The sequence below is a fragment of the Rhizobium sp. BR 317 genome (assembly GCF_047445835.1).
In the GTDB taxonomy this organism is placed as follows: domain Bacteria; phylum Pseudomonadota; class Alphaproteobacteria; order Rhizobiales; family Rhizobiaceae; genus Rhizobium; species Rhizobium paranaense.
In genome coordinates this window covers 62503-89485 of the sequence record NZ_JARWLB010000013.1, presented here as the reverse complement: position 1 = coordinate 89485, position 26983 = coordinate 62503, and the positions used below count along the sequence as shown (strand labels likewise).

The window sequence follows — 26983 nt, the reverse complement described above, 5'->3', positions numbered from 1 at the left end:
AACGAGACGCGCGGTGCTAGAGATGCTTGGCGTTTTCCAGGATGCGCCTGATATATTCGAGCAGCAGTTCGCGCTCGAAGGTGCGGAAGCCTCGAAACAGCTCCTTGTCCGCAGCCATAGCGGCTTGCACGGCTTCCGTCTGCATGGCGGCAGCTTTGCCGGTCAGGAACACCAGTTGCGCGCGTTTGTCGGATGGATGCGGCCGGCGCTCCACCAGCCCATCGCGTTCCATGCGCGACAGGGTATTGGCCATCGTCGCCTGCTCGATGTCGACGCGCTCCAGCAATTGCTTCTGGGTCAGCCCGTCTTCGGACCACAATTCCAGCAGGATCGGAAATTGGCCGGGGGAAAAACCAAGCCCCGCCGCCCGTTGTTGCAACGAGCGGGCAAATCCCTTCGCCATCTGATTGGCAAGGTAGGCCGCAGAGTCCATGCGATTAAATCCCATGATTGCAAGTATGCCCGTATTTTGGAGCAAAACAATCATCAAATCTTGGGTGAAATGTGTCTGATGCAGGCCAAATTCTGGTGATATTTGGCGGGTTGTTTTACTGACTATGTGAATGAAATCTAATAGAAAAGCCGCCATGGTCTGGAGGTGGGACCATGGCGGCTTCAAAGGGGGGACAAAGGCCCGGAGAGGGGGATAGGCCTTTGTCCAAGTCTGACATGGCGGGGGACAGGCCGGTTGCCAGACCCTCGGCGTAATCAATCGCCGGTGAGTATGAAATGAGGCTCTAAATATGGTTTTTCAAGGGAATCCGCAGATTAGATTGATTAAAAATTGGTAACGTTTGAGTGAGAAATTTAGCCTGTCCGCAGACCGCTTGATTGGAACTTTATATGGACGTTGGAGGTGCGCCACGCTATCCATGCTTCCATGAAAAAAGGTGATCATCTCTTCCTCGTCGACGGCTCCGGTTTCATTTTCCGGGCCTTTCATGCCCTGCCGCCGCTGACGCGCAAATCCGATGGATTACCGGTCGGCGCCGTCTCCGGTTTCTGCAATATGCTGTGGAAGCTGCTGACCTCGGCGCGCGATACCTCGGTCGGCGTTACGCCGACACACTTTGCCGTCATCTTTGACTATTCCTCGAAGACATTCCGCAAGGATATCTACGACGCCTACAAGGCAAACCGCTCGGCACCGCCGGAGGAGCTGATCCCGCAGTTCGGGCTCATCCGCCAGGCGACGCGCGCCTTCAACCTGCCTTGCATCGAGACCGACGGCTTCGAGGCGGACGACATCATCGCCACCTACGCCCGCCAAGCCGAGGCGGCCGGCGCCGACGTCACCATCATTTCCTCCGACAAGGATCTGATGCAGCTCGTCACCCCCATGGTCCACATGTATGACAGCATGAAGGACAAGCAGATCGGCATCCCCGATGTCATCGAGAAGTGGGGCGTGCCGCCGGAAAAGATGATCGACCTGCAGGCCATGACCGGCGATTCCGTCGACAACGTGCCCGGCATTCCCGGCATCGGCCCGAAGACGGCGGCGCAGCTTCTGGAAGAGTTCGGCGATCTCGACACGCTGCTTGCCCGCGCCGGCGAAATCAAGCAGCAGAAGCGCCGTGAAAACATCGTCGCCAATGCCGAGCTGGCCCGAATTTCCCGGCAGTTGGTGACGCTCAGGACCGATGTGCCGCTGGAGCTGCCGCTCGATGATTTGGTGCTGGAATCCCAGGACGGCCCGAAACTGATCGGCTTCCTGAAGGCGATGGAGTTCACCTCGCTCACGCGCCGTGTCGCCGATGCCTGCGATTGCGATGCGGCTGCGATCGAACCATCCGAGGTCAAGGTCGAGCGGGGCGACACTGCCCATGGCCCCGACCTCGATGTCGCTAAAAATGTCGATCTTGTTGCTGGCGGCGAGGTGGCTGCCGAAGGTGCCTCCGTGCCGGCGCCGGTGGTCAAGGCGCGTATGGCGTCTGAAAGTGCCTCAGAGCCCCGCGAACTCGCCAAGGCACGGGCGGCAAGCTTTGCCACCGCGCCGATCGATCATTCCACCTATGTCACCATCCGCGACGTCGCTACTCTGGACCAGTGGATAGCGAACGCGCGCGAAACCGGCATCGTCGCCTTCGATACGGAGACGACGTCGCTCGACGCCATGCAGGCCGAAATCGTCGGTTTTTCGCTGGCGATCGCCGATAATCGCAACGATCCTTCCGGTACGGTCATCCGCGCCGCTTACGTGCCGCTCGGCCACAAGAACGGCGTCGGCGATCTGCTCGGCGGCGGATTGGTGGATAATCAGATCTCGTTGCGCGATGCGCTTCCGCGGCTGAAGAATCTGCTTGAAGACACCTCCGTCCTCAAGATCGCGCAGAACCTGAAATACGACTACCTGCTGATGAAGCGCTATGGCATCGAGCTCAAGGCCTTCGACGACACGATGCTTCTGTCCTACGTGCTCGATGGTGGCGCCAATGCCACGCATGGCATGGATAGCCTGTCGGAGCGCTGGCTCGGCCACAAGCCGATCGCCTACAAGGATGTCACCGGCAGCGGCAGATCCAACATCACCTTCGATCTCGTCGATATCGACCGGGCCACGGCCTACGCCGCAGAAGATGCCGATGTGACGCTGCGGCTCTGGCTGGTGCTGAAGCCGCGGCTGTCCGCCGAAAAGCTCACCAGCGTCTATGAGCGTCTGGAACGGCCGCTGGTGCCGGTTCTCGCCCATATGGAGGAGCGCGGCATGACCATCGACCGGCAAATCCTGTCGCGCCTTTCCGGCGAGCTGGCGCAGGGTGCCGCCGCCCTCGAGGATGAGATTTACACGTTGGCCGGCGAGCGCTTCAACATCGGTTCGCCGAAACAGCTCGGCGACATTCTCTTCGGCAAGATGGGCCTAGCCGGCGGCAACAAAACCAAGACCGGGCAATGGTCGACCTCGGCGCAAGTGCTGGAAGACATGGCGGCCGCCGGCTTCGAACTGCCGCGCAAGATCGTCGACTGGCGCCAGCTCACCAAGCTGAAATCCACCTATACCGACGCGCTGCCGGGCTATGTCCATCCCGAGACCAAACGGGTCCATACCTCCTATTCGCTGGCCTCGACCACGACCGGGCGCTTGTCCTCCTCCGAGCCGAACCTGCAGAATATTCCGGTTCGCACGGCCGAAGGTCGCAAGATCCGCACGGCTTTCATTTCGACGCCAGGTCACAAGCTGATCTCGGCCGACTATAGTCAGATCGAACTGCGCGTGCTGGCGCATGTCGCCAATATCCCGCAACTCGAACAGGCCTTCGCCGACGGCGTCGATATTCACGCCATGACGGCCTCGGAAATGTTCAGCGTGCCGATCGAGGGCATGCCGAGCGAAGTGCGCCGCCGCGCCAAGGCGATCAATTTCGGCATCATCTACGGCATTTCCGCCTTCGGCCTCGCCAACCAATTGTCGATCGAACGTTCGGAAGCCGGCGATTACATCAAGCGGTATTTCGAACGCTTCCCCGGCATCCGCGATTATATGGAAAGCACCAAGGCGGCAGCGCGCGACAAGGGCTATGTCGAGACCATCTTCGGCCGCCGCGTGCATTTTCCGGAAATCCGCTCCTCCAATCCGTCCGTGCGCGCCTTCAACGAACGCGCCTCGATCAATGCGCCGATCCAGGGTTCAGCGGCCGACGTCATCCGCCGCGCCATGATCAAGATGGAGCCGGCACTTGCGGCCGCCGGCCTCGACGATCGCGTGCGCATGCTGCTGCAGGTGCATGACGAACTGATCTTCGAAGTCGAAGACGCCGATGTCGAGCGTTCGACGCCGATCATCGTCTCGGTCATGGAAAATGCCGCCATGCCGGCGGTCGATATGTCCGTGCCGTTGAAGGTCGACGCGCGCGCGGCTCACAATTGGGACGAAGCGCATTGAGCGGTGGGTTGGAAACGGTCTATCCCGCCCCTTCGACAAGCTCAGGAGGGCGAGATAGGCCCTTTGCGTATGCCTCGTCTTCTTCGGCTCCGGCCGCTTACTTCCCAATCAGCGCTTCCAGCACCGAAATGATAGCACGCTCGGCCTCTTCGAGCGTGCTGCTATTATCGATATCGGCTATGTCATAGCTGCCCTGAACGGTCAGCGAGCTTCTTTCCAGCCGCTTCAGCACATCCTCACGGCTCTCGCGGCCTCGTGCCATCAGCCGCTCGGCCAATACCTCGCGCCGCGCCGTGACGTTGATGACCTTAAGCCGTGGAAAGGCGGTCTGGAAACGGTCGAGTACGGAGCGCGAACCATTGGCGATGACGAGATGGCCGAGGGCTAGCTCATCGCGGACCGCTGCCGGAATACCATATTTCAAGCCGTGCGCTTCCCAGGAGATGGCGAACGCGCCGGCGCGCTGCATGGCGTCGAAATCGGCATCCGAGACGCTTTTGTGATCCTCGTTGCCAGCATCGCCTTCGCGGGTGATGACGCGGCGGACGAAATGGACATCCGGCCGGCCGGCGAAATACCGGGCGGCGAGATTCATCAGCGTATCCTTGCCGGCACCGCTCGGCCCGACGACGACGGCGAGCGTGCCCGCGGTCGCATAGGCCAGGCCAAGATTAGCCGGCTTTATGTTGGCCTCGACCGTCATGCGACACGTCGTCCTTCTCGCCAGACCGAGCGCGTCACCGGCACGCCATGATCGCGGCGGACACGCACGAGATCGGCGCGCAGGCCTTCGGCGATGCGGCCACGGTCGTTCAGGCTGACAGTCTTTGCCGGGGTGGCGGTCACCATGGCGATCGCTTGCGGCAGCGAAATGCTCTCKATCTCGTCGGCAAGGATGAAGGGAGCATGCAGCAGGCTGAGCGGCACATAATCGGACGACAGTACGTCGAGCACGCCGAGTTCGGCGAGATCGCGGGCGGCGATATTGCCGGAATGCGACTTGCCGCGAACGATGTTCGGCGCGCCCATCAGCACGCTCATGCCGGCACCATGCGACGCCTTGGCGGCGTCAACGCTGGTCGGGAACTCAGCCAGGCGAACGCCGTAATTGATGGCTTCGTCGACATGGGCGAGTGTCGCGTCGTCATGGCTGGCGATGGTGATACCGCGCTCGGCGCAAACCTTGGAGATGACATCGCGATGCGGCGTTGCGTATTTGGCCGATTCTTCCTGGCGCTTGGCAACGAAACGGGCAAAGGCCTCGTCGCTCAAGCCGCGCTTCTTCTGATAGTAGAAGATGTATTGGTCCATGGTCTGGAACTGGCGCTGGCCCGGCGCGTGGTCCATCAGCGAAACCAGACGGACATAGGGGTCCTTCTCGAAATCCTGGAAATGATCGAGGACGTTGTCGGCGGAGACTTCGCAGCGCAGATGGATCAGGTGTTCGGCGCGCAGCCGGTCCTCGCGCTCTGCCGCCTGAATGGCATCGGCCATGTCGCGCATCTCGCCGCGCTCGAAACCGCCGTCTTCATCTGAGCCCATGCGCAGGCAGTCGAATACTGTCGTGATGCCGGAGGTGACGATCTGGGCGTCATGCGCCTGGATGGCCGCTGTCTTGTTCCAGCGCACGCCGGGGCGCGGCGAATAATGGGCCTCCAGATGGTCCGTATGCAGCTCGACCAGGCCCGGGATCAGATAGTCGCCCTCGAAATCCTCGCCGATAGCAGACTTGCCCTCGGAAATGCCGGCAATGCGACCGTCACGGATCAGCACGGAGCCTTCGACGATTTTGTCTTCGAGGACGATGCGGGCGTTGGAAAGGACGGTTTCTTTGGTCATGTCAGGTCTTTCGCTATTAGGCGCCGGAAAGCGGCAGCCAGGAACGGACGGTAAAGGGGGCGCCGCGCTCTTCTTCGATGAAGACGGCGAGGCCGGAAACGGCGAGTGCCTTGCCTATATAGTCGGCGAAGCGCTCGCGCAGGACTTCTTGCATGTCGGCTTGACGTTCGGTTGGGACGCGCCCGGTCAACGTCATATGGAAACGGAATTCGTCATTGACGTAGGGATAGCCCCAGCGCAGCAGATTGGCGCGCTGCGGTTCTGTCAGGCCTTCCGGCTTGCGCCGGGCGATGTCGTGATCCGAAAGCGGTGCGCGGAATGGTTCGAAAGTCTTGACCACACGCGAGGCAAAATCCTGCAGCGGCTGGTAAAGCGAGCCGGGCACGAGCGCGAAGAAATGACCGAGCTGGCCGAGCACCAGTTCCGGAATGGTGAAAGCCTTGGTGCGCGCGGCGAACTCGGCGGCGACATCGAGAAGATCGCACTCGGTCACCGAGCCGGCAAGCTCGAATGGCGCTTTCAGCGTGGCGTGAAAGCCGTAGCGGCGCGGATCGGCGGTCAGTTCGGCATGGCCTTCCGGCACGGGACCCATGGCCTTGTCGGAAAAGATGTCATCGGAAAATGCATCGCGGCCCAGCCAGAGAGCGGCAAGCGCGGTCAACGGATCGTCTTTGGGCGGCGTGAAATAGAGAGCATAGCGCAAGGCTGCGTTCCTTGGAAAAATCGGCTGCGCACGACACTGTTGGGTGATTTGCGACAAACCGCAAGAGCAGCAAGGCAGCAGCGGCTCGAATCCGGCTAAAGCGAACTCAAGCAATGTTGTCTTGCCGACCTGCGCTACCGGATTCCCGTGACAAAATGATGATGCGCTGCGATTTTTCCGAAGGCTTTCTACCTGCCGTTTTGCGTGCCCATCAGGCGCGAGCGTAGCGCATTGGAAGCGGCGTCGAACAGGAAGACGACGATGAGGATCAAGAGCACCATATAGGCAACGTTTTCCCAATTGGCATTGGTGCGCATGGCCTCCCAAAGCTTCAGGCCGATGCCGCCGGCACCCACTGCGCCGATGATCGTGGCGCCGCGCACATTAGATTCCCATTGGTACAGAGTCTGGCTGACGATGACGGGAACGATCTGCGGCATGATCCCGTAGCGATGCACGAGAACCGTCGAGGAGCCCGTCGATTTGACGCCTTCGCGCGGCTTGTTGTCGATGTTCTCCAGCCCTTCGGAATAGAGCTTGCCGAGGGTGCCGGTCTCCGTCAGGAAGATCGCGCCGCTGCCGGCGAGCGGGCCGGGGCCGAAGGCGCGGGTCAGGAAAAGCGCCCAGATCAGCATGTCGACCGAACGCAGGAAATCGAAGAAGCGCTTCAATATCTGATTGACCAGCCGGTTCGGCGTGATGTTGCGCGCCGCCATGAAGGCCAGCGGGAAAGCGGCGAGCGAACCGAGCAGCGTGCCGAGGAAGGCCATGACGATCGTCTGGAACAACTTGGTCCAGACATCGCCATGCTGCCATGCGCCATTGTTCCAGATATTGTCGAATGCCAGCGAGAGATTGGACTGGTCCGGCTCCAGTCGCGGCCCGGAAACGATCAGGCTGATGACTTCGCTCGCCGGCTTATCGAAGAAGGGCGAGTGCGTATCGAAGACAAAATTTGCCCAGCCGATGAAGCGCTTGCGGATCTTCACGCGGTCGGTGGAAATGCTGACGTCGCCGGCAAAGCCCATATTGGCGAGGATATTGTCGTCATAAACCGTGATCCATGACGGCAGTGGCTCCGAGCCGAGGACCTTCGGCGCAGCGCCGGTGAAGTCGATCGGAACAGTGACGCCATGTGCGGTCAGGATCGCTTGCGTCTTGGTAACCGTCACGCTGCGGCTGCTGCCGCTGACGGAGACGGTCAGGCTGCCGTCAGGATTGTTCGTCACCCAATCCGGATGTGGATCGTCGCCGAGCGGCGAAAAACGCGGATATTTGACGCTGATCTTGTCACCGGAAACGCGGAACTCCGGCTGCACGTCGTAGCTGACCCATTCACTCAGATAGATACCGACGCGTTCCCAATGTGCTTCCGCGACGATCTTCGGCAGGTCGAAGAACCAGACGGCGTAGATGCCGTAAAGGATCACGCCGAGAAAGATCATCAGCGCGCCGAAACGCTGGCGGAACGATCGGTGCAGGATTTCCGGATAGCGGGCTTCGATTTCCTGCATGCGGCCGGCGTCGATGACGGACATAGGCAACCTCAGTGTTGCAGAAGGAAGGCATGTTCGCCGACGAGACGGCGACGGAGCCATGCGGAAAATTGGTCGACGGCGATGATCGTGACGAAAAGCAGCAGCACGAGTGCCACCGTCTTGGCGCCAAAACCGCGCGAGATCGAAAGCTTCAGCTCCTCGCCGATACCGCCGCCGCCGACGGCGCCGATGATGGTGGAAGCGCGAACGTTGATCTCCAGGCGCAGCAGCACGTAGGACATAAAATTCGGCAGAACCTGCGGCAGCGCGGCGAAGCGAACGCGCTCCGTCCAACTCGCGCCGACCGCCTTCATGCCCTCGTCCGGCTTCATGTCGATATTCTCKATCACCTCATAGAAGAGCTTGCCGAGCGCGCCGATCGTATGCAGGCCGACGGCGATGATGGCAGCGATCGGGCCGATCGACAGGATCGCCGAAAACAGGCCGGCGATGACGATCTCGGGAAAGGCGCGCAGCAATTCCATGAAGCGTTTGGTCACCAGACGAACCGGATGCGACGGCGACATGTTGCGCGCAGCAAAGAAGCTGAGGGGCAGGGCGACGACAAAGCCGATGAGGGTGGAAACCAGCGCCACGTTGATCGTGATGATCATCAGCTCGAAATATTCAGGGATATAGAAATCGCCCCAGACATAGACGCGGCCTAGCGGGAAATTGAATTCCTCGCCGCCGACGCCGTTTGCGCCGTTGGGGCTCGGCAGGTCGAAGAGCGCACGATAGACGTCGGACCAATCCTTGGGGATGAGCCAGCTCAGGAAATCGAAAAGATGCGGCAGGCGGTCGAAGAAATGGCCGGCATTGCTCTCGTCGGCAAAGCGGACGGAGCTCACGAAGGCGGTGATCAGGATCAGCAGGCCAATGCCGGTATAGAGGCGGCGGCGAGCCACCATCCTGCTCCAGGCGTCGCCGATGTCCTTGGCGCTCTGAGGCGCACCTTGCATCTGTAGCTGAGTATCGGCAACCGTCATGAAATCCTGCCCTTGTGATAGGAAAAGGGCGGCCGTCGCCGGCCGCCCCGCAGTCTGGATAGGGATCAGCCGCCGATGGCAGCCTTACGAACTTCGACAACGGCCTTGTAGAAGTCCGGGTTGACCTTGACGTAACCCTTGAAGTCGCCGCCTTCGATTGCCGAGAAGCACTTGGCGTCGGTGGTCGGGAGCTTCAGGAAGAAGTCGGTCAGCTTGGCCTGCCATTCGGTGCCGAGAGCGTTGCGAACGACGAGCGGGCCGTTCGGGATTAGCGGCGAGCGCCAGACTTCGACGAGCTTGTTCGGATCGACGGCGCCCTTGTCGACTTCCTTGCGGAAGGTACCGGAGGTGTAGCCGTCCTTGAAATCGCCGAGGCCCGAAGAGTCGTCAACGGCAACGTCGACCTTGCCGTCATAGGCGGCGAGCAGGTTGTTCTCGTGACCGCCGTTGAACTGGGTGGAAGCGAAGAACTTGTCGTTCGGCATGCCGGTGGTCTTCGGAATCTGCGTCAGCGGAACGAGGTAGCCCGAGGTGGAGTCCGGGTCGGCGTAGCCGAGCTTCTTGCCCTTGGCGTCGGCGATCGTCTTGATGCCGGAGGACTTCAGGGCGAGACCGATCGAGTAATAGCCGGTCGAGCCGTCCGTCTGCTGCGTGGTCAGGATCGGGGTAACGGCCTTCGGGTCCTTGATGTAGGTGGCTGCATAGCCGGAAGCACCAAGTTCAGCGAAGTCGAGCGTGCCGCCGAGCAGGCCCTGGATGACGCCGTCATAGTCGGCAGCCGGGAACAGCGATACCTTCTCGAAACCGAACTCCTTCTTCAGGTGGTCGGAGAGGCAGGCATAGTTGCGCAGGCGGTCGGCTTCGTTTTCGCCACCGAGAATACCAACGCGGAATTCCTTGATGTCCTGAGCGGCAGCGCCGCCAGCGAGCGCGAGAAGCGCCGTGGCTGCGAGAAGGGTCTTCTTCAACATGGGTTCGTCTCCTGATTAACCGGTGTCCCCGGATGTCTTCGGTCTAGAAGAAATGCGCCCTTGACGTGGGCCTTCGATCGCGGCCGGCTCCCTCAGAGACCGGCCAGTGCCAGCGGTTGCGGGCCGGCAGATGCATTTGCCGCGCCTTGCGCGGGCTGATCGGAAAGATTGATGGCGGTCGACGTCATCGTCTCGTCGACACCGGCGCCATCTTTGTCGGTGCCGTAGATTTCCTTGACGGCGGCGGCCGTCAGATCGGCCGGCTTGCCGTCGAACACCACGCGGCCGGCCGCCATGCCGACGATGCGTTCGCAGTAGTTGCGCGCGGTATCCAGCGTGTGCAGGTTGGTGATGACGGTGATACCCTCGCGCTCATTGATATCGCGCAGCGCATCCATGACGATCTTGGCGTTCAGCGGATCAAGCGAGGCGATCGGCTCGTCGGCAAGCATCATTTTCGGCTGCTGCATCAGGGCGCGGGCGATGGCGACGCGCTGCTGCTGGCCACCCGACAGCGTGCCGGCCATCTGCAACGCGGTCTGTTCGATGCCGAGGCGTTCAAGCGCCGCGATGGCTTCGATACGCTCTTCGCGGCTGAAGATGGACAACAGGCTGAGCGTCGTCGAGCGCTGGTTCAGGCGGCCGAGCATGACGTTGGTAAGCACGTCGAGGCGGGGAACCAGGTTGAACTGCTGGAAGATCATGGCGCAATCGCGCTGCCAGTTGCGCAACGCCCGGCCGCGCAGCTTGGAAACTTCGATGCCGGCGAAATGAATGGAGCCCGAGCTCGGATCGGCAAGGCGGTTGATCATGCGCAGCAGCGTGGACTTGCCGGCGCCTGAGCGGCCGATGATGCCGACCATCTGTCCTTGCGGAATGTCCAGCGTCACGGAATCGACAGCGAGCTTGTTTCCGAACCGGCGCGAAACATTCTTCAGCTCAAACATGAGGCCTTCCCTTTCGCGGCTGTCCGGCTCCGCAACAAACGTTGACGTTGGCGCAGCGGAAACCTGTTGGACGAGCGCATGGGCTTTCGCTTCGAAAAGCCTCGAGACCGCCATACGCTGAGCATAGGCAACGCATTAGTCCCCGTTCGTGAAGCTCCAATGTCAGATTTGTGTAACTGCTGTTACAATCCCCGCCGTTTGCGCCCTCCCGTAACGGCATGCAAAAGCCCGAAAACCGCAGGGTTTTCGGGCTTCGGAGAGGATTCTAGCAAGGATTGTGCCGCGGGCGTCAGGCGCCGTAGCGGATCAGGAAGTCCTCGGCCGCAAGGGCGCGGAAATCGTCAAGCGCAGTACGCAATGTGGTGTGATCCCAGTCCCACCAGGCAAGCTTGTCCATGCGCTCGCCGACAGCTTCGGTGAAGCGCTGGCGGATGAGCTTGGCCGGCACGCCGCCGACGATCGTATAGGGCGCAACATCCTTGGAGACGACCGCACCGGCGCCAATGACCGCACCGTTACCGACGGTGACGCCCGGCAGGATGGTGGCGCCATGGCCGATCCAGACGTCATGGCCGATGGTTACGCGGTTGTCGCGCCGCCAGGTGAAGAAATCCGTCTCCATATCGGCATCCGGCCAATAGTCGGCGGCGCGATAGGTGAAGTGATGCAACGTCGCCCGCCAGGTCGGATGGTTGGTGGCGTTGATGCGCACAGCCGCGGCAATGTTGACGAACTTGCCGATCGTCGCACACCAGACCGCGCCGTCCTGCATGATGTAGGAATAGTCGCCGATCTCGGTTTCATCGATGCGGCAGCGGTCGGAGACTTCGGTGTAGCGGCCGAGCGTCGAATTGCTGACGCTGGCCGAGGGGCTGATGAAGGGCGTTTCGCCCAATTGGCGGCTCATGCGGCGGACTTTCTGGGCGAAAATTGCGACACATCGAGAACGCGGCTGCCAACGGCCTCGCGCACTTCCTCGTCATGGAAGATGCCGAGGAGGGCGACGCCGGCCTTTTTCTTCTTTTCGATCATGTCGACGACGGCAGCACGGTTTCTCGCGTCGAGAGAGGCGGTCGGCTCATCGAGCAGCAGAATGGCATGATCGGTGATGAAGCCACGGGCGATATTGACGCGCTGCTGTTCGCCGCCGGAGAAGGTGGCGGGCGGCAATTGCCAAAGCTCTTCCGGCAGGTTGAGCTGCGCCAGCAGGCTGCCTGCTCTTTCGCGGGCGGTCTCGGCACTTGCGCCACGCGCCAGCAGCGGCTCGGCAACCACGTCGATGGCAGCAACGCGCGGTACGGTGCGCAGGAACTGGCTGACATAGCCCATGGTATGGCGGCGGACTTCCAGCACGGTGCGCGGATCGGCGGCGGCGAGATCGACGATCCTTTCCTTATGCATCACCAGGATCTGGCCGCTATCGACGGCGTAGTTGCCGTAGATCATTTTCAGCAGCGAGCTCTTGCCGATGCCGGAAGGGCCGCCGAGAACCACGCATTCGCCCGATGCGACCGAGAAGGAGACGTCGGCGACGACCGGCAGGCGGATGCCGTCGCGCAGGTGCATGGTAAAGCTCTTGAAGACTTCGGAAACGACGAGGGGAGTGGCCATGGCTTTAAACCTGCAGGATCGAGGAGACGAGCAGTTGCGTATAGGGCTCGCGCGGATCGTCGAGCACGCGGTCGGTAAGACCATGCTCGATCACCACCCCGTCCTTCATCACGATCATGCGGTGCGACAGCAGGCGGGCAACGGCGAGGTCGTGCGTGACGATGATGGCCGACAGGCCGAGATCGTTGACGAGGCCGCGTACGAGATCGAGCAGGCGGGCCTGAACCGATACGTCGAGGCCACCGGTCGGCTCGTCCATGAACACCAGCCGCGGGCCGGTCACCAGGTTGCGGGCGATCTGCAAGCGCTGGCGCATGCCGCCCGAGAAGGCGCGCGGTTGATCGTCGATACGGTCAGCGTCGATTTCCACGCGTTCCAGCCAGTCGATGGCCGTATTGCGGATATTGCTGTAGTGCCGGTTACCGATCGCCATCAGCCGCTCGCCGACATTGGCGCCGGCCGAAACGGTCATGCGCAGGCCGTCGGCCGGGTTCTGGTGCACGAAGCCCCAGTCGGTGCGCATCAGGAAGCGCCGTTCGGCCTCGTTCATGCGGAAGAGTTCGCGATAGGTCTCGTCGCGCATATGGTACTCGACGCTGCCGGTGGTCGGCAGCAGCCGGGTCGAAATGCAGTTGAGCAGCGTCGTCTTGCCGGAGCCGGATTCGCCGACGATCGCCAGCACTTCACCGGGCCAGAGATCGAAGGATACATTGCGGCAACCGATGCGGCTGCCATAGAATTTCGAGATATCCTTGACCTTGAGGAGTGGCGTGTCGCTCATTCGGCGGCCTCCTGGTTGGGTGCCAGCATGGTGCCGATATGGCCATGGGCGCGGCGGTCTTCGCAGAAATCGGTGTCGGAGCAGACAAACATCCGCCCGCCCTTGTCGTCGAGGATCACTTCGTCGAGATAGACCTGCTCGGCACCGCAGAGAGCACAGGGCTTATCGAAACGCTGCACTTCGAAGGGATGATCCTCGAAATCGAGGCTGACGACTTCGGTATAGGGCGGCACGGCATAGATACGCTTTTCGCGGCCGGCGCCGAAGAGCTGCAGCGCATCCGACATGTGCATCTTCGGATTGTCGAATTTCGGCGTCGGCGAGGGGTCCATCACGTAACGGCCGGCCACCTTCACCGGGTAGGCATAGGTGGTGGCGATGCGGCCGTTGCGGGCGATGTCTTCGTAGAGCTTCACATGCATGAGGCCGTATTCCTCGAGCGCATGCATCTTACGGGTCTCGGTCTCGCGCGGCTCCAGGAAACGCAGCGGTTCGGGGATCGGCACCTGATAGACCAGCACCTGGTTGGGTCCAAGCTTGCCTTCCGGGATACGGTGGCGCGTCTGGATGATGGTTGCCTCGTCCGTGCGGGTGGTGACGGCGACGTCAGCCACCTTCTGGAAGAAGGCGCGGATAGAGACGGCGTTGGTCGTGTCGTCGGCGCCTTGGTCGATGACCTTGAGCACATCGTCCGGCCCGATGATCGCGGCGGTCAATTGCACGCCGCCCGTGCCCCAGCCATAGGGCATCGGCATTTCGCGCGAGGCGAACGGCACCTGATAACCGGGAATGGCGATCGCCTTCAGGATGGCGCGGCGGATCATCCGCTTGGTCTGTTCGTCGAGATAGGCGAAGTTATAGGTGGCGAGTTCGGTCATTCGGCAGCCTCCGTCATCGGGTCCTTGCCTGCATTCTGTGCATTCTCGAAGTCGCGGCGCATGCGGCGCACCAGGTCGAGTTCGGCCTGGAAGTCGACATAGTGCGGCAGCTTCAGATGTTCGACGAAGCCGGTCGCCTGCACGTTGTCGGAATGGGAGATGACGAATTCCTCGTCCTGGGCCGGTGCGACGATATCCTCGCCGAGTTCATCGGCGCGGAGCGCCCGGTCGACCAGCGACATCGCCATGGCCTTGCGTTCGCTTTGGCCAAAAACCAGGCCATAGCCGCGGGTAAACTGCGGCGGTGCCTTGGCCGAACCCTTGAACTGGTTGACCATCTGGCATTCGGTCACCTGAATGCTACCCAATGACACGGCAAAACCGAGTTCCGGCACATCCAATTCGACCTCCACTTCGCCGATGCGGATTTCGCCGGTGAAGGGGTGGGTGCGGCCATAGCCGCGCTGGGTCGAATAGCCGAGCGCCAATAGGAAGCCTTCATCGCCGCGGGCGAGCGCCTGCAGGCGCAGATCGCGGGTCATCGGGAATTCCATCGGTTCGCGCGTCAGGTCGCCGGTTTCGTGGTCGATCGGCATGTCGCCGTCGCCTTCGATCAGCCCTTCCTGGCTCAGAATTTCCGAGACGCGCATCACGCGGCCTTCTTCCGCCGGCCGCTGCATCGGCTCGTCCACCGGCATATCCGTGAGCAGGCTCGGGTCGAGCAGGCGGTGCGTATAGTCGAAAGTGGKACCGAGAAGCTGGCCGCCGGGCAGGTCCTTGTAGGTGGCGGAGATGCGGCGTTCGATCTTCATCGCCGAGGTATCCAGCGGCTTGGAATAGCCGAAGCGCGGCAGCGTGGTGCGGTAGGCGCGCAGCAGGAAAATCGCTTCGATCATGTCGCCGCGCGCCTGGCGAACGGCAAGGGCGGCGAGCGTGCGGTCGTAAAGCGAGGCTTCGGCCATGACGCGGTCGACGGCGAGCGCCAGTTGCGCGACGATCTGGTCGATGCCGATGGCAGGCAGCGAACGATCGCCGCGGCGACGATCGGCGAGCAGCCGGTGAGCATTGGCGATGGCGGCTTCGCCGCCTTTAACGGCAACATACATGCGTCACATCTCCGTCGCGATGATCTTGGTGGTGCGCGGCAGGCAAAGGAATTGCCGTTCCGCCGTCAGAACGAGATCGACGCCGCGCGGGAAAAGCGCGCGATTGTCGTTCCAGATGCGCGGAAAAGTATCGGGCAGGCCGATCGGAGCGATCATGCGGATACCGGCGATGCCGGGGCCTGAGAGCGCCAGTTCCTTGCCGCCCTCAAGGGCTGCGATTTCTAAAACCAGTGTCGTCGAACGGTCGGGATATTCCTGCGTGCCGACGGCGAACTGGTTGAAGGAGGCGAGCGCCATGCCGGCCTCGACGAAGGCAAAGCGTGCCTCGATCTTTTCCGGTGTCACCGGCGTGCCGGTGTGGAAGCTGAGCCAGGCGGGCATGGCCGATTTGGCAAGACCGCTCGACAGCCAGACCGGCGTGTCATGGTCGCACAGCGCCAGGCTGATCGCGCCGGCTGCAATGCCGAGCTGGGCGGGCGGAGCGATGTCGGAGGTAACGGTCTGGATGATGCCCGGCCGTGCCATGGCATCCATCATCATCTTGAAGACGCTCTGCGCGTCGAACACCGGATCGGTAAAACCGCCGGTCAGCGCCTCGTTGCCGGCGATCATGGAGGTGGTGGAAGGGCTCATTTGTCTTCTCCGCGGACCATGGTGAAGAAATCGACGCGGGTGGCGGCCGTTTCCTCGGCACGTTTGCGGTCATATTCGGCAATCCGATCGGTAACCGGCAGCAGGATCGCCTTCTCCACGAATTCCTTGGTGGCGGGCTGATGCCAGAGTGCATCGAAGATTGCTGCAAGCCGCACCTTGTCGCGGTCGGTGCCGAGAGCATGCGCGTGGCCGATCGCACCGGAGCCGAGCTTGACGGTGGCGCGCGTCACGGTAACCTCGCCGAGATTAAAGGGTGAACCGCCGCCACCGATGCGCCCGCGCACCATGACGAGCCCGGTTTCCGGACCTCGTACAGGCTGGACCACCGGTTTGTCGGGCAGTGCCTCCCAGGCCGCGTCAAGCTCGTCGCGTTCGGCCCGCGCCAACAGATCGGCGGCGCGCTTGCGTTCCCGCCGCTCCTGCGCCGCCGCCTCTTGTCTCTGTGCTGAATTCATCGCGTCATCCTCAAAATGTCTATTGATATAGACAACCATACAAGGTAGTTTTATATTTATTGGCGAGACGTGACAAGCGTGTGACATTAGCAGCAGGCGACATGGCGGGGCAGAAGGTACAAAGACAGACGGGCGTAGCGCTCTGGCGGCAGATTGCTGACCGGATTCGCACTTCGATCAATCACGGCGATTTCGATGAAGCAGGCATGGTGCCGCCGGAAACGGCGCTGGCGCTGCAGTTCGGGGTCAACCGCCACACGATACGAAGCGCACTTGCGGCACTGGCGCAGGAAGGGATCGTCAGGGCCGTGCAGGGGCGCGGCACACTGATCGAGCGCAAGGAGCGCCTGAGCTTCCCGATTTCGAGGCGGACGCGATTTTCACAAGGGATTGGCGATCAGGTGCGCGAGACCCGCAGCGTCCTTCTTGCGACCAGCGAAGAGCCTGCGAGTACGGAATTGGCGCGGCAGCTCAAGATCAAGATCGGCACCCGGCTGGTGCGCCTGGAAACGCTCGGTCAGGCGGATCATCGTCCGGTTTCGCGCGCCACAAGCTGGTTTCCGGCGGATCGCTTCGGCGCCATTGCCGAGATTTATCGGACGACCGGATCGATCACCAAGGCGTTTCGCGAGCTTGGCGTACCGGATTATGTGCGTGTCGTCACCGAGATCACCGCGACCCATGCCGACGAAGGCGATCTGGCCGACCTGCAACTATCCCCGGGCGCCATCGTGCTGGTCGCCCAGGCGCTCAATGCGGATCTCGACAATATCCCTGTGCAATATTCGATCTCCCGCTTCGCCGCCGACAGAGTGCGGTTCACCGTTGAGAATTGAGGGTGGGCTAGCCCCTCATTCGACCTGTCGGCCCCCTTCTCCCCGCAAGCGGGGAGAAGGGGATGGGCGCGCGCCCCACAGCCTTCCCTCTACTAACCTGTCGAGACGAGGGTACAAAGGTCGTCCCCTTTCCCCGTAAAACGGGGAGAGGGCTAGGGTGAGGGGCTTTCAGGCGTTATTTGGTTACGCTCAATGCGCGCCGGACATGTCGCCGAGCACTTCCTTGGAAGCGACGGTGGAGTCGGCGTTGAGCTTGTAGACCATCGGCACGCCGGTCGCGAGGTTGAGCGACAGGATCTGTTCCTTGCTGAGCCGGTCGAGGACCATCACCAGCGAACGCAGCGAGTTGCCGTGGGCGGCGACCAGTACCTTTTGGCCGGCGAGCACGCGCGGCAGGATTTCCGTGAGGTAATAGGGCCAGACACGGGCGCCGGTGTCGCGCAGGCTTTCGCCGCCGGGCGGCGGGACGTCGTAGGAGCGGCGCCAGACATGCACCTGCTCTTCGCCCCACTTGGCGCGGGCATCGTCCTTGTTCAGGCCCGAAAGATCGCCGTAGTCGCGCTCGTTCAGCGCCTGATCCTTGATGGTTTCGAGACCGGGCTGGCCGACTTCATCGAGGATGATCTTCAGCGTGTGCTGGGCACGCGTCAGCGCCGAGGTGAAGGCGACATCGTACTTGATGCCGTAATCGGCGAGCGCCTTGCCACCGGTCCTGGCTTCTTGGATGCCGAGTTCGGTGAGGTCGGGGTCCTTCCAGCCGGTAAAAAGATTCTTCAAATTCCAGTCGCTCTGCCCATGGCGAACGAGGACGAGAGTACCGCTCATGAAATATTCCTCCTTGATAGAGCAATTCCAGGAAAAGTGCGTGGCGGTTTTCCGTGCGGAATTGCGTGAGAACAAAAGGCTGGAGCGGTTCACCACTCCAGGATGGGATCAGCGTGTGGAAAGCCCGAGGACGTCGAGCATGGAATAAAGGCCGGGTTTCTTGTCGCGCGCCCAGAGCGCGGCCTGAAGCGCGCCGCGGGCAAACAGCGAGCGGTCACCGGCGCTGTGGGACAATGTCAGGCGTTCGCCTTCGCCGGCGAAGATGACGGAATGGTCGCCGATGACGGCGCCGCCGCGCAGCGTGGCGAAACCGATGGTGCCGACTGGCCGCGGACCGGTATGGCCGTCGCGCACGCGCACGGAATGATCGTCGAGATCGATGCCGCGGCCCTTCGCCGCCGCCTGGCCGAGCAGCAACGCGGTGCCGGAGGGGGCGTCGACCTTGTGCTTGTGATGCATCTCCAGCACTTCGATGTCCCAATCTGCCGGCGGAAGCGCTCGCGCCGCCTGCTCGACAAGGACGCTCAAGAGGTTGATGCCGAGGCCCATATTGCCCGATTTGACGATGCGAGCGTGGCGGGAAGCAGCCTTGAACTTGGCTTCGTCTTCCGCCGAGCAGCCGGTCGTGCCGATGATGTGGACGACGCGCGCCTGGGCGGCGAGGCCTGCGAAGGTGACGCTGGTGGCCGGTGTGGTGAAGTCGATCACGCCTTCGGCATGCAGGAAGGCTGAAAGCGGATCGTCGGTGACGGGAATGCCGATCGGCCCCAGCCCGGCAATTTCGCCGGCATCCTTGCCGATGAAGGCGGAACCGGGACGGGCGACCGCGGCGTGCAGGGTAACACCTTCCGTGGCGTGGATGAGGCGGATCAGGGCTTGGCCCATACGTCCGGCTGCGCCCACCACCACCAGCTTCATCGCATCATCGGTCATGTCTTCTCAATCGTCTTATTTGCGGGAAGTGCCGGAAACGGCCGGCCGCTGGAGGTTGTTGAGGCGAGCGTAAAGGCCATTGTCGGCGGTCGCAAGCGTCTCGTGGTTGCCCTCTTCGACGACGCGCCCGTTCTGCATGACAATGATCTTTTCCGCCCGCACGACCGTCGACAGGCGATGGGCGATGACGACGACGGTGCGGCCGCTCATGGCTTCGTCCAGCGCCTTCTGCACGGCTGCTTCCGATTCGGTATCGAGCGCGGAGGTTGCTTCGTCCAAAAGCAGGATCGGCGCGTTGCGTACCAGCGCGCGGGCGATCGACAGGCGCTGGCGCTGGCCGCCGGAAAGCGTCACGCCATTCTCGCCGACCGGCGTGTCATAGCCTTGCGGCTGGGCCAGGATGAAATCATGGGCATAGGCGAGCCGGGCTGCTTCCTCGACTTCGGCATTCGTCGCCTCCGGACGGCCATAACGGATGTTGTCGCGGATCGTGCCTTCGAAAAGGTAGGGCTGCTGCGAGACATAGGCGGTCTGCTCGCGCAATGATTGCTTCGTGACATGGGCGATGTCCTGCCCATCGATGAAGATGCTGCCGGCCTTGGGATCGTAGAAGCGCGGGATGAGATTGATGACGGTGGACTTGCCGGCGCCGGAGGGGCCGACCAATGCCGTCGTCTCGCCGCCCTCGGCAACGAAACTCACGCCGTTCAGAACCGCCTCGTCACCATAGGCGAAGTCAACGTCACGAAACTCGATACGGGCCTGGGTGACAGTGAGTGGCTTGGCGTCGATCAGGTCGCGCTGGCGCGGCTCCATGTCGAGCAATTCGTAGATCATGCGCGCATTGACGACGGCCCGCTCTAGCTGCACCTGCAATTTGGCTAGACGGCGGGCCGGATCATAGGCGAGCAGCAGCGACACGATGAACGAAAACACCGCACCTGGCGGGACGTTTTCATAGATCGAACGATAGGCGGCATAGGCAAACACACCGGCCACGGCAAAGCCGGCGACCGTTTCGATCAGCGGGCCGTTACGCTCGGAAATACGGGCAATGCGGTTTTGTCGGTTTTCAGCCGCCGTAATCAGCTTATCGACTTTGCGTTCGAGTTCGCGCTCCATCGTGAAGGCTTTGACGATGGAAACCCCTTGAATAGTCTCCTGCATCGCGCCGAGCACACGGCTGTTGAGAATGACCGCCTCGCGCGTAACGGCGCGCAGGCGTCTTGAGATGTGGCGCAAGGCCAGAAACACAGGCGGCGCAATGACGAAGAACAGGAGGCTGAGTAGCGGGTCCTGATAGACCATATTGGCCAGCAGAAAGACAAATGACAAAAAGTCACGCGCGGTCGATGTGATGATAAGGTTCATCACATCGCGGATACCGGAAACGTTCTGACTCACTCGCGCCGCAATCTGAGCCGAACGGGCTTCGCTGAAGAAGCCAACCGACAATGTCATCAAATGTGCATAGAGGCGCCTTTGATAACGGGCAATGATGTCATTGCCAATTTTAGACAGAATGACCGATTGAAAATAACCAGCAAAACCACGGGCCACAAACGCGGCCAATATCGCAAAGCAAATCAGCCACATAACCTCGGCGCGGCGCTCGTAAAAAGCTCCGTTCACGATCGGTCTCATGACGGCGGCCATCGTCGCCGTAGACGCTGCGACGACAACGAGGCAAAATATTGCGATCGAGTAGCCCCAGATATGGTCGCGACCGTTTTCAGCAATGATACGCTTCAGCACAGCGGCGATCGTCTCACTGTCGATATCGGTTTTTTTGGTGTCAGGTGACTTCAAATATCGGCTTCCTGTCTCAAACCAAGCGAGCCGCATATGGCACGAGCTTTCGCGGGTCTATAAAGAGTTGGGACGACTTTGGCTAGATATGGCCTGTTGCACTGGTTAAAGCGGGTCATGGAGCCAAGCTCATTATAAGGGAAGGCAGCGCCTTCAAAAAGGCGTCGCGTGGTCGTGAGCGATCCCCTCGACGACCGCCGCCGAAGCCCACTTGATCAACGCCGCCAGCGGCGGCCGTCCGTCGCCAGGCCGAAATTGGCCGGCATGCGGGCGTAGGCCGAAAGGCCGGCGAGTGCGGCCAGTGGATGGGTGACCACATGCGTCGGGATCGTTTTCAGCAGCGCGGAATGCGGCGCCTTATCCTCGAAGGCGGCGCGGAATTCCGGCTTCTGCAGCGCCGGCAGGATCTTTTGCGAGATGCCGCCGGAAAGGTAGACGCCACCGCGCGCCATGAAGACCAGCGCGATATCGCCCGCGACACGACCGAGATAGGTGACGAACAGCGTCACGGTTTCTTCAGCCTGGGCGTTGGTGCCGGCAAGCGCATGGGTGGTGATATCAGCCGGTTGCGTCAGCACGGGCTCGATGCCGTCTGCCTTGCAGATCGCGTTGTAAAGATATTGCAGGCCGCGGCCGCAGAGGACCTGCTCGGCGGAGATACGGCCCTCGATGGGCTCCAGGTGCGGCCAGATCTGAAGATCGCGCGCGTTGCGCGGCCCGAGATCGATATGGCCGCCTTCGCCGGGCACCGGGATCCAGGCATGTTGGGCATGTATAAGCCCGGCAACGCCAAGGCCGGTGCCAGGCCCGAGTACGGCACGCGAGGCGATCATGCCTTCGGAGGTTTCGCCGATGGTCTCGCGATGCTCCTCGGAGACACCGGCTATCGCCAGAGCCTGTGCCTCGAAATCATTGATGATCAGCACATCCTCGAGACCGAGATTGGCGATCATCGTCTTCGGCCGGATCACCCAGTCGCAATTGGTCAGCGGAATTTCGTCGCCACGAACCGGCGCCGCAACGGCAAGGATCGCCGAACGCGGCTGCACCGCCGTCTTGTCGAGGACGCCCTGCTGGATCGCCTCGTCGATTGTTTTGAAATCGGCGGTATGCACGTTCGGGAAATGCTTCGGCTCGGCATAGACATCGACGAGGATCGAAAAGCGTGCGTTGGTTCCCCCGATATCGCCGATCAGAATAGGAAAGGGCAGGGGGGCTTCGCTGTGATTGAGCTTGGGCATGGCCAGGTCCGTGGTCTGCCGCCGAGGCGGATTAATGGTTCAGTGTTTTGATCAGTCGTTCTGCGGTGGCTTCGTTGAGAGCCATGGGAATGTCGTAGAGAACGGCAAGCCGCGTCAACGCTTTCACGTCGACATCATGCGGCACAGGGGTCAGCGGGTMGATGAAGAAAACAAGCAGATCGATATCGCCGGTGGCGATCATGGCGCCGATCTGCTGATCGCCGCCGAGCGGACCGCTCTTCATGCGGGTGACCGTAAGGCCAGGGCAGGCATCGAGCACCCGGCCGCCGGTCGTGCCCGTGGCAACGATATGCCAATTGGAAAGCGCATCCTGATTGCGGCGGGCAAATTCCGCCATTGCATCCTTCTTCTGATCATGCGCGATCAGCGCGATGCATTTGCCGGCCATGAAGCTCCCGTTCCGCTCAGGACCTAGTGCCCAAGACTTTTAATCGATTTATCTGCCTTCTATACCAAGAGACAAGCCTTTGAAAGACGGGTCGAACCGGTCGAAACCGGTTCAGCCGCTTTACTGCTGCGGGACGCTGCCGGGCGGGGTGTTGCCCGTATCGGCGCTGGAAACCGGCATCGCACCGGTCGTGGCGCTGGCCGCAGCAGCCTTGGTGCCGAAGGTAGCGGCGCGGGCCGAGGCGACGGAAGGTGCATCCAGCACGGCCCGGCAGGACTTTGGCAGATCGGAAACCATGACTTCGCGCGGCTTTGCCGGCGGCTTCTCGGTGGGCTTCGGCTTTGCCCAGGGCGCCGGTGTGAACCACCAGGCGAGCGACTTGTCGCAGCCGTCGCCAGCCGCCACAGGTGCCTGCGGCTTGCAGTTGGCCGAGCCTGCGGGGCAGCGGATGCGGATATGGAAATGCGAGTCATGGCCATATTCGGGGCGCAGCTTGCCGAGATAGGTTCGGTCGCCGGTCCACGTGTCGCACATCTTCTTCTTGATCGCCGGATTGACGAAGATGCGTTCGACTTCGGGGTAGCTCGCGGCGCGCATCAGGAGGCGGGCATGCTCCGGTGTCCAGACCTTGTCGTTGATCGTCAGGAACTTGTCCTTCGCCAGCATGCTGGTGAAGGGCAAGGTTTCGCGCTCGGCCGCTGTCAGCGTGTGCGACGGCATTGGCGTCAGCCAGACGTCGGCATCGAGGCCGATCTGATGCGAGGCATGACCGTTGAACATCGGGCCGCCGCGTGGCTGCGAGATATCGCCCACCAGAATGCCCGGCCATCCGTCATATTTGGCGGCGTCGCGCGACAGGCGCTCGAGGAGTGTGATCATTTCCGGTCGGCCCCAGCGGCGGTTGCGCGACGGGCGCATCGCCTCCCAGGTCGGCCCGTCGGTCGGCAGCGCCACGGCGCCGGAAAGGCAGCCCTTGGCATAAAAGCCGATCGATTGCGGCGGTCCCTGCGTCGGCAGCGTTACGGCGCCGAAGATCGCCTTGGCGCTGCCGGGCGTCGGGGTTGCCTGTTGCGCCAGCGCATCGCCGCTGATGAGGCCCGCGCCGATCGTGGCGGCGAGGGAAAGTTTGCTGACCAAATTGAAGGTCCGAACCAGGACAGAAATCATGTGGTTCCCTAAGAAGCTGCCGGCAATGGCCGAGGTGATTTGCGCGCGAATCTACCTTGAAAAGCAATTTTGGTGAATCCGTGTTTTATCGCTCGAGCCTAATGAGCGGCCGCAAATTGCCCGCTCGGACCGCTAAGTACATGATCAGCCAGCCAGAATTTCCGCCGTCTTGCGGATGCGCGATAGCCGCGGCAAGACCTTGGTGCAGGCGAAATCCTGCATTTCCTGCGAAAGGGTCGTCACCGCATCTTCGGCGACGATGATGGAATAATTGGCCGCATAGCCGTCGCGAACGGTGGATTCGACGCCGAAATTGGTGGCGACGCCGGTAAGGATCAGTGTTTTGATGCCGCGGCGGCGCAGTTGCAGATCGAGTTCGGTGCCGTAAAAGGCGCTCCAGTGGCGCTTGACGATGGCGATGTCGGGTGTCAGCGCTGCGATCTCGGCGGGTACGGCGAGAGCTGCGGGCGGTAAACCTCCCTCTGGAAAGCTGAAGGTTTCATCCACGGGCTGGTTGACAGCATCGACATAGTTTGCGGAAAATCCAACGGTCACAAAGACTGTGGTGCCGCCGTCGGCTTTCAATTTTTTGGCGATGGCGGCGGTATTCTCGACGACCTGTTGCGCAGAGTGGGGTGCGAGCGGGCGGCTGAGAACTAGGCCCTGCAGATCGATGGAGACAAGTGCGGTGGTTTGGGGATCGTAAAGAGGCATCAGGGGGCTCCGGGGAAATATGAGGTTATCCTCACAATGACAAATATGAGGGAATCCTCGCAAAAATCAAGCGCGGAACCGCAAACGCGTATTCCGAAGCGCCGCCGCGGCCATGATCGCGTTGCCGTGCTTCTGGAAGCGGCCGCAAAAATCTTCGTTCAAAAGGGCTATGATGCTGCGACGATGACGGAGATCGCCGCAGAAGCGCACTCGTCGATCGGCTCGCTCTATCAGTTCTTCCCGACCAAGCCGCTGCTTGCCGAAGCGCTGCATATCGATCGGCTGGAGCGGCTGAAGGCGGTGCTTCAGGACATCGCGGAAAAGAGCGGCGGCCTTTCGGCGGCCGATAGCGGGGAGGCAATCTTCGACAGGCTGGGCGCTTTCATCGAGGAGTTTCCGGAATTTCCGGTGGTTGCCGCCCGCCGCGACGTGCCGAAGGACCGAAAGATGCGTTCGCGGGCGGAGCTGAAGGAGCTGATTTCCGCCATCCTGCGGCGAGCCGAGCCGCCGATCACGGATGATGTCGCCTTGATGTCGGCGATCGTTCTCGAACTGCTGCGCATCGCCGTCGTCGCCGCCAACGAGCCGGAAACGGCAGGCGACCGGCGTCTCGTCCACGAGTTTCGCCTGATGCTGCGCAAACGCCTTGAAGAAGCTGCGGCAAAAGCCTGATTTCGCGGAATGGCAGTCGGCGGGTTTGTKAACAGATGAGCAATTCCGTCCTGCTTTTCGCCCTCATTTGGCCTATGCTTGATTCCCATCAAATCATCAGAGGATCATGAATGGCATTGTCGCGGTTGAAAGCAGGCTTGGTTGCTTCTCTTTTCTGCCTGCTAGTCTTGCCGGCGCCCTCCAACGCCGACGAGTTACAGTTCCGTATTGGCACCGCCATTCTCGGTGATCTGAAATACCAGCCCGGCTTCAAGCATTTCGACTATGTCAATCCGGACGCACCGAAGGGCGGCGAGCTGAAGCTTTCGAGCAACGGTACGTTCGATACGCTCAATCCCGTTTTGCTGAAGGGTAACCCCGCAGCGGGGCTCAGCCTGGTATTTGATACCCTGATGAAGTCGGCCGACGACGAAGTCTTCTCTTCGTATGGATTGCTTGCAGAAGGCGTGTCCTATCCGGAAGATGTCTCGAGCGCCACGTTCCGTCTGCGGGCTGAGGCCAAATGGGCCGACGGGACACCGGTCACCCCCGACGATGTCGTCTTCAGCTTCGAAAAATCGAAGGAACTCAATCCGTTCCTGACGAGCTACTATTCACATGTGACGCGTGCCGAAAAAACCGGCGACCGTGACATCACCTTCTCTTTCGACCAGAAGAACAACCGCGAACTGCCCTCCATTCTCGGACAGCTTCTGATCGTGCCGAAACATTGGTGGGAAGCAACGGGTCCCGATGGCAAGCCACGCGACATCACGCGTACGACGCTGGAGCCGCTCATGGGCTCCGGGCCATATAAGATCGTGTCGGTGTCGCCGGGATCTACCATCCGCTATGAACTCCGTGACGACTATTGGGGCAAGAACCTCTCCGTCAATGTTGGCGAGAACAACTTCGGAGCCATCTCGTATGCCTACTACGGCGACGACGATGTGGAATTTGAGGGTTTTCGTGGCGGCAATGTCGATTTCTGGCAGGATAACAGCGCCAGCCGTTGGGTAACGGGCTATGACTTCCCGGCCGCCAAGGATGGCCGCATCAAGCGGGAAGATTTGCCCAATCCGCTGCGCGCGACCGGCGTGATGCAGGCGCTGGTTCCGAACATGCGCCGCGATCAGTTCAAGGACCAGCGGGTACGCGAAGCGCTCAACTACGCCTTTGATTTCGAGGAGATCAACCGCACGGTCGCTTATGGTGTATATCACCGTGACGACAGCTATTTCTTCGGCACCAAACTCGCTTCCTCCGGTCTGCCCCAGGGGGAAGAGCTGAATATTCTGAACGAGATCAAGGACAAGGTGCCGCCCGAGGTCTTTACGACACCCTACAGCAATCCCGTAGGTGGCGATCAGCAGAAGTCTCGCGACAATCTTCGTAAGGCAATCGCGCTTCTCAAGGATGCCGGCTATGTGATCAAGGGCAACCAGATGGTCAATGCCAAGACCGGGCAGCCCTTTTCCATCGAGATCCTTCTCGGCAGCCCATTTGTTGAAAAATGGGTGCTGCCCTATACGCAGAACCTCAAGAAGATTGGCATCGACGCGCGCGTACGCACCGTCGATTCCTCGCAATACATCAATCGTGTCCGCAGTTTCGACTATGACATGATCTGGAATGTGTGGGCCCAGACCCTCAATCCCGGAAACGAGCAGACGGATTTCTGGGGTTCTGCCTCAGTTAACCGTCCAGGTTCTCGAAATTATGCGGGCATAGCCGATCCCGGTGTCGATGCACTGATCACCAAGGCCATCTTTGCCAAGGATGTCGCCGAAAAGGAGGCGTCGGCGAGGGCGCTCGACCGTGTTCTGCTCGCCCATCACTACGTCGTTCCGCTGTTCTATGCCACCAGCTTCCACATCGCCTATTGGGACAAGTTCGAACATCCGGCCAATCTGCCGGAATATTCGATGGGCTTTCCCGAGACATGGTGGTCGAAGAACGCCGGCAAATGAGCGGCTCTTGCAATGACGGGCATGCTGGCTCCAAATGCCCCATGCCGATTCGGCAATTTCAGCCTGAAATGAC

Annotated in this window: 26 protein-coding genes; 4 read left to right on the top strand and 22 right to left on the bottom strand. The window is 61.2% G+C overall.

Going from position 1 to position 26983, the window contains the following annotated elements:
* Positions 1-16 precede the first annotated feature (16 nt).
* Positions 17-433 carry a MarR family winged helix-turn-helix transcriptional regulator gene (locus QD357_RS20440; protein ID WP_107106527.1) on the bottom strand — a complete coding sequence of 139 codons (417 nt, stop codon included), beginning with the start codon at positions 431-433 and terminating at the stop codon, positions 17-19.
* Positions 434-880: 447 nt separating this feature from the next.
* Between QD357_RS20440 and polA the strand changes: the two genes are divergently transcribed.
* The gene (polA, locus tag QD357_RS20435) at positions 881-3883 is read left to right on the top strand and encodes a DNA polymerase I (RefSeq protein WP_107106528.1); all 3003 of its coding nucleotides are present in this window, start codon (positions 881-883) and stop codon (positions 3881-3883) included.
* A 97-nt stretch (positions 3884-3980) separates the two neighbouring features.
* On the opposite strand, the gene phnN is transcribed toward polA, so the two are convergent.
* From phnN to phnG, 14 genes are all read right to left on the bottom strand, one after another.
* Entirely contained in the window at positions 3981-4586 is a 606-nt protein-coding gene (gene phnN, locus QD357_RS20430) for a phosphonate metabolism protein/1,5-bisphosphokinase (PRPP-forming) PhnN (protein WP_107106529.1), read from the bottom strand.
* Positions 4583-5722, bottom strand: a complete 1140-nt coding sequence (locus QD357_RS20425) for an alpha-D-ribose 1-methylphosphonate 5-triphosphate diphosphatase (RefSeq protein ID WP_107106530.1) — start codon at positions 5720-5722, stop codon at positions 4583-4585. The genes phnN and QD357_RS20425 overlap by 4 nt, the downstream gene beginning before the upstream one ends.
* A 16-nt stretch (positions 5723-5738) precedes the next feature.
* Complete coding sequence (locus tag QD357_RS20420) at positions 5739-6425, bottom strand: DUF1045 domain-containing protein (RefSeq protein WP_331371068.1); 687 nt, start codon at positions 6423-6425, stop codon at positions 5739-5741.
* Positions 6426-6613: 188 nt separating this feature from the next.
* Positions 6614-7963 carry a phosphonate ABC transporter, permease protein PhnE gene (phnE, locus tag QD357_RS20415; RefSeq protein ID WP_107106532.1) on the bottom strand — a complete coding sequence of 450 codons (1350 nt, stop codon included), beginning with the start codon at positions 7961-7963 and terminating at the stop codon, positions 6614-6616.
* A gap of 8 nt (positions 7964-7971) precedes the next feature.
* Positions 7972-8952: a phosphonate ABC transporter, permease protein PhnE gene (gene phnE, locus QD357_RS20410; RefSeq protein ID WP_107106533.1), complete on the bottom strand. Its 981-nt coding sequence runs from the start codon at positions 8950-8952 to the stop codon at positions 7972-7974.
* 65 nt (positions 8953-9017) lie between these two features.
* Entirely contained in the window at positions 9018-9923 is a 906-nt protein-coding gene (phnD, locus tag QD357_RS20405; protein WP_028754441.1) for a phosphonate ABC transporter substrate-binding protein, read from the bottom strand.
* A gap of 92 nt (positions 9924-10015) precedes the next feature.
* Positions 10016-10870, bottom strand: coding sequence for a phosphonate ABC transporter ATP-binding protein (gene phnC / locus QD357_RS20400; RefSeq protein ID WP_107106621.1), 855 nt, complete (start codon positions 10868-10870; stop codon positions 10016-10018).
* Between the two features lie 289 nt (positions 10871-11159).
* Complete coding sequence (locus tag QD357_RS20395) at positions 11160-11777, bottom strand: DapH/DapD/GlmU-related protein (protein ID WP_107106534.1); 618 nt, start codon at positions 11775-11777, stop codon at positions 11160-11162.
* Complete coding sequence (gene phnL / locus QD357_RS20390; protein WP_107106535.1) at positions 11774-12481, bottom strand: phosphonate C-P lyase system protein PhnL; 708 nt, start codon at positions 12479-12481, stop codon at positions 11774-11776. The genes QD357_RS20395 and phnL overlap by 4 nt, the downstream gene beginning before the upstream one ends.
* Positions 12482-12485: 4 nt before the next feature.
* Positions 12486-13262, bottom strand: coding sequence for a phosphonate C-P lyase system protein PhnK (gene phnK / locus QD357_RS20385; RefSeq protein ID WP_414124900.1), 777 nt, complete (start codon positions 13260-13262; stop codon positions 12486-12488).
* Positions 13259-14140 carry an alpha-D-ribose 1-methylphosphonate 5-phosphate C-P-lyase PhnJ gene (locus tag QD357_RS20380; protein ID WP_107106537.1) on the bottom strand — a complete coding sequence of 294 codons (882 nt, stop codon included), beginning with the start codon at positions 14138-14140 and terminating at the stop codon, positions 13259-13261. Before QD357_RS20380 ends, phnK begins: the two co-directional genes overlap by 4 nt.
* Positions 14137-15246, bottom strand: coding sequence for a carbon-phosphorus lyase complex subunit PhnI (locus tag QD357_RS20375; RefSeq protein ID WP_414124899.1), 1110 nt, complete (start codon positions 15244-15246; stop codon positions 14137-14139). The genes QD357_RS20380 and QD357_RS20375 overlap by 4 nt, the downstream gene beginning before the upstream one ends.
* A gap of 3 nt (positions 15247-15249) precedes the next feature.
* Positions 15250-15879 (bottom strand): phosphonate C-P lyase system protein PhnH, encoded by a 630-nt coding sequence (phnH, locus tag QD357_RS20370; protein ID WP_414124898.1) that lies wholly within the window; start codon positions 15877-15879, stop codon positions 15250-15252.
* Positions 15876-16355: a phosphonate C-P lyase system protein PhnG gene (phnG, locus tag QD357_RS20365; RefSeq protein WP_107106539.1), complete on the bottom strand. Its 480-nt coding sequence runs from the start codon at positions 16353-16355 to the stop codon at positions 15876-15878. The genes phnH and phnG overlap by 4 nt, the downstream gene beginning before the upstream one ends.
* A 101-nt stretch (positions 16356-16456) precedes the next feature.
* Here phnG and phnF point away from each other — a divergent pair, with 101 nt between their 5' ends.
* Positions 16457-17191, top strand: coding sequence for a phosphonate metabolism transcriptional regulator PhnF (gene phnF / locus QD357_RS20360; RefSeq protein ID WP_107106540.1), 735 nt, complete (start codon positions 16457-16459; stop codon positions 17189-17191).
* A 189-nt stretch (positions 17192-17380) separates the two neighbouring features.
* On the opposite strand, the gene QD357_RS20355 is transcribed toward phnF, so the two are convergent.
* From QD357_RS20355 to QD357_RS20325, 7 genes are all read right to left on the bottom strand, one after another.
* The gene (locus QD357_RS20355) at positions 17381-18016 is read right to left on the bottom strand and encodes a 2,3-bisphosphoglycerate-dependent phosphoglycerate mutase (protein WP_107106541.1); all 636 of its coding nucleotides are present in this window, start codon (positions 18014-18016) and stop codon (positions 17381-17383) included.
* A gap of 108 nt (positions 18017-18124) precedes the next feature.
* Positions 18125-18949, bottom strand: coding sequence for a 4-hydroxy-tetrahydrodipicolinate reductase (gene dapB / locus QD357_RS20350; RefSeq protein ID WP_107106542.1), 825 nt, complete (start codon positions 18947-18949; stop codon positions 18125-18127).
* A gap of 15 nt (positions 18950-18964) precedes the next feature.
* Positions 18965-20758 carry an ABC transporter ATP-binding protein gene (locus QD357_RS20345; protein ID WP_107106543.1) on the bottom strand — a complete coding sequence of 598 codons (1794 nt, stop codon included), beginning with the start codon at positions 20756-20758 and terminating at the stop codon, positions 18965-18967.
* A 215-nt stretch (positions 20759-20973) separates the two neighbouring features.
* Positions 20974-21999, bottom strand: a complete 1026-nt coding sequence (locus QD357_RS20340) for a glucokinase (protein WP_107106544.1) — start codon at positions 21997-21999, stop codon at positions 20974-20976.
* A 31-nt stretch (positions 22000-22030) separates the two neighbouring features.
* Complete coding sequence (locus QD357_RS20335; RefSeq protein WP_414124897.1) at positions 22031-22408, bottom strand: methylglyoxal synthase; 378 nt, start codon at positions 22406-22408, stop codon at positions 22031-22033.
* 120 nt (positions 22409-22528) lie between these two features.
* Positions 22529-23575, bottom strand: coding sequence for a penicillin-insensitive murein endopeptidase (gene mepA / locus QD357_RS20330; protein WP_107106546.1), 1047 nt, complete (start codon positions 23573-23575; stop codon positions 22529-22531).
* Between the two features lie 144 nt (positions 23576-23719).
* Positions 23720-24289 (bottom strand): isochorismatase family protein, encoded by a 570-nt coding sequence (locus QD357_RS20325; RefSeq protein WP_107106547.1) that lies wholly within the window; start codon positions 24287-24289, stop codon positions 23720-23722.
* Positions 24290-24325: 36 nt separating this feature from the next.
* Here QD357_RS20325 and QD357_RS20320 point away from each other — a divergent pair, with 36 nt between their 5' ends.
* Entirely contained in the window at positions 24326-24961 is a 636-nt protein-coding gene (locus QD357_RS20320) for a TetR/AcrR family transcriptional regulator (protein WP_107106548.1), read from the top strand.
* 110 nt (positions 24962-25071) lie between these two features.
* Positions 25072-26910 carry an extracellular solute-binding protein gene (locus QD357_RS20315; protein ID WP_107106549.1) on the top strand — a complete coding sequence of 613 codons (1839 nt, stop codon included), beginning with the start codon at positions 25072-25074 and terminating at the stop codon, positions 26908-26910.
* Positions 26911-26983 lie beyond the last annotated feature (73 nt).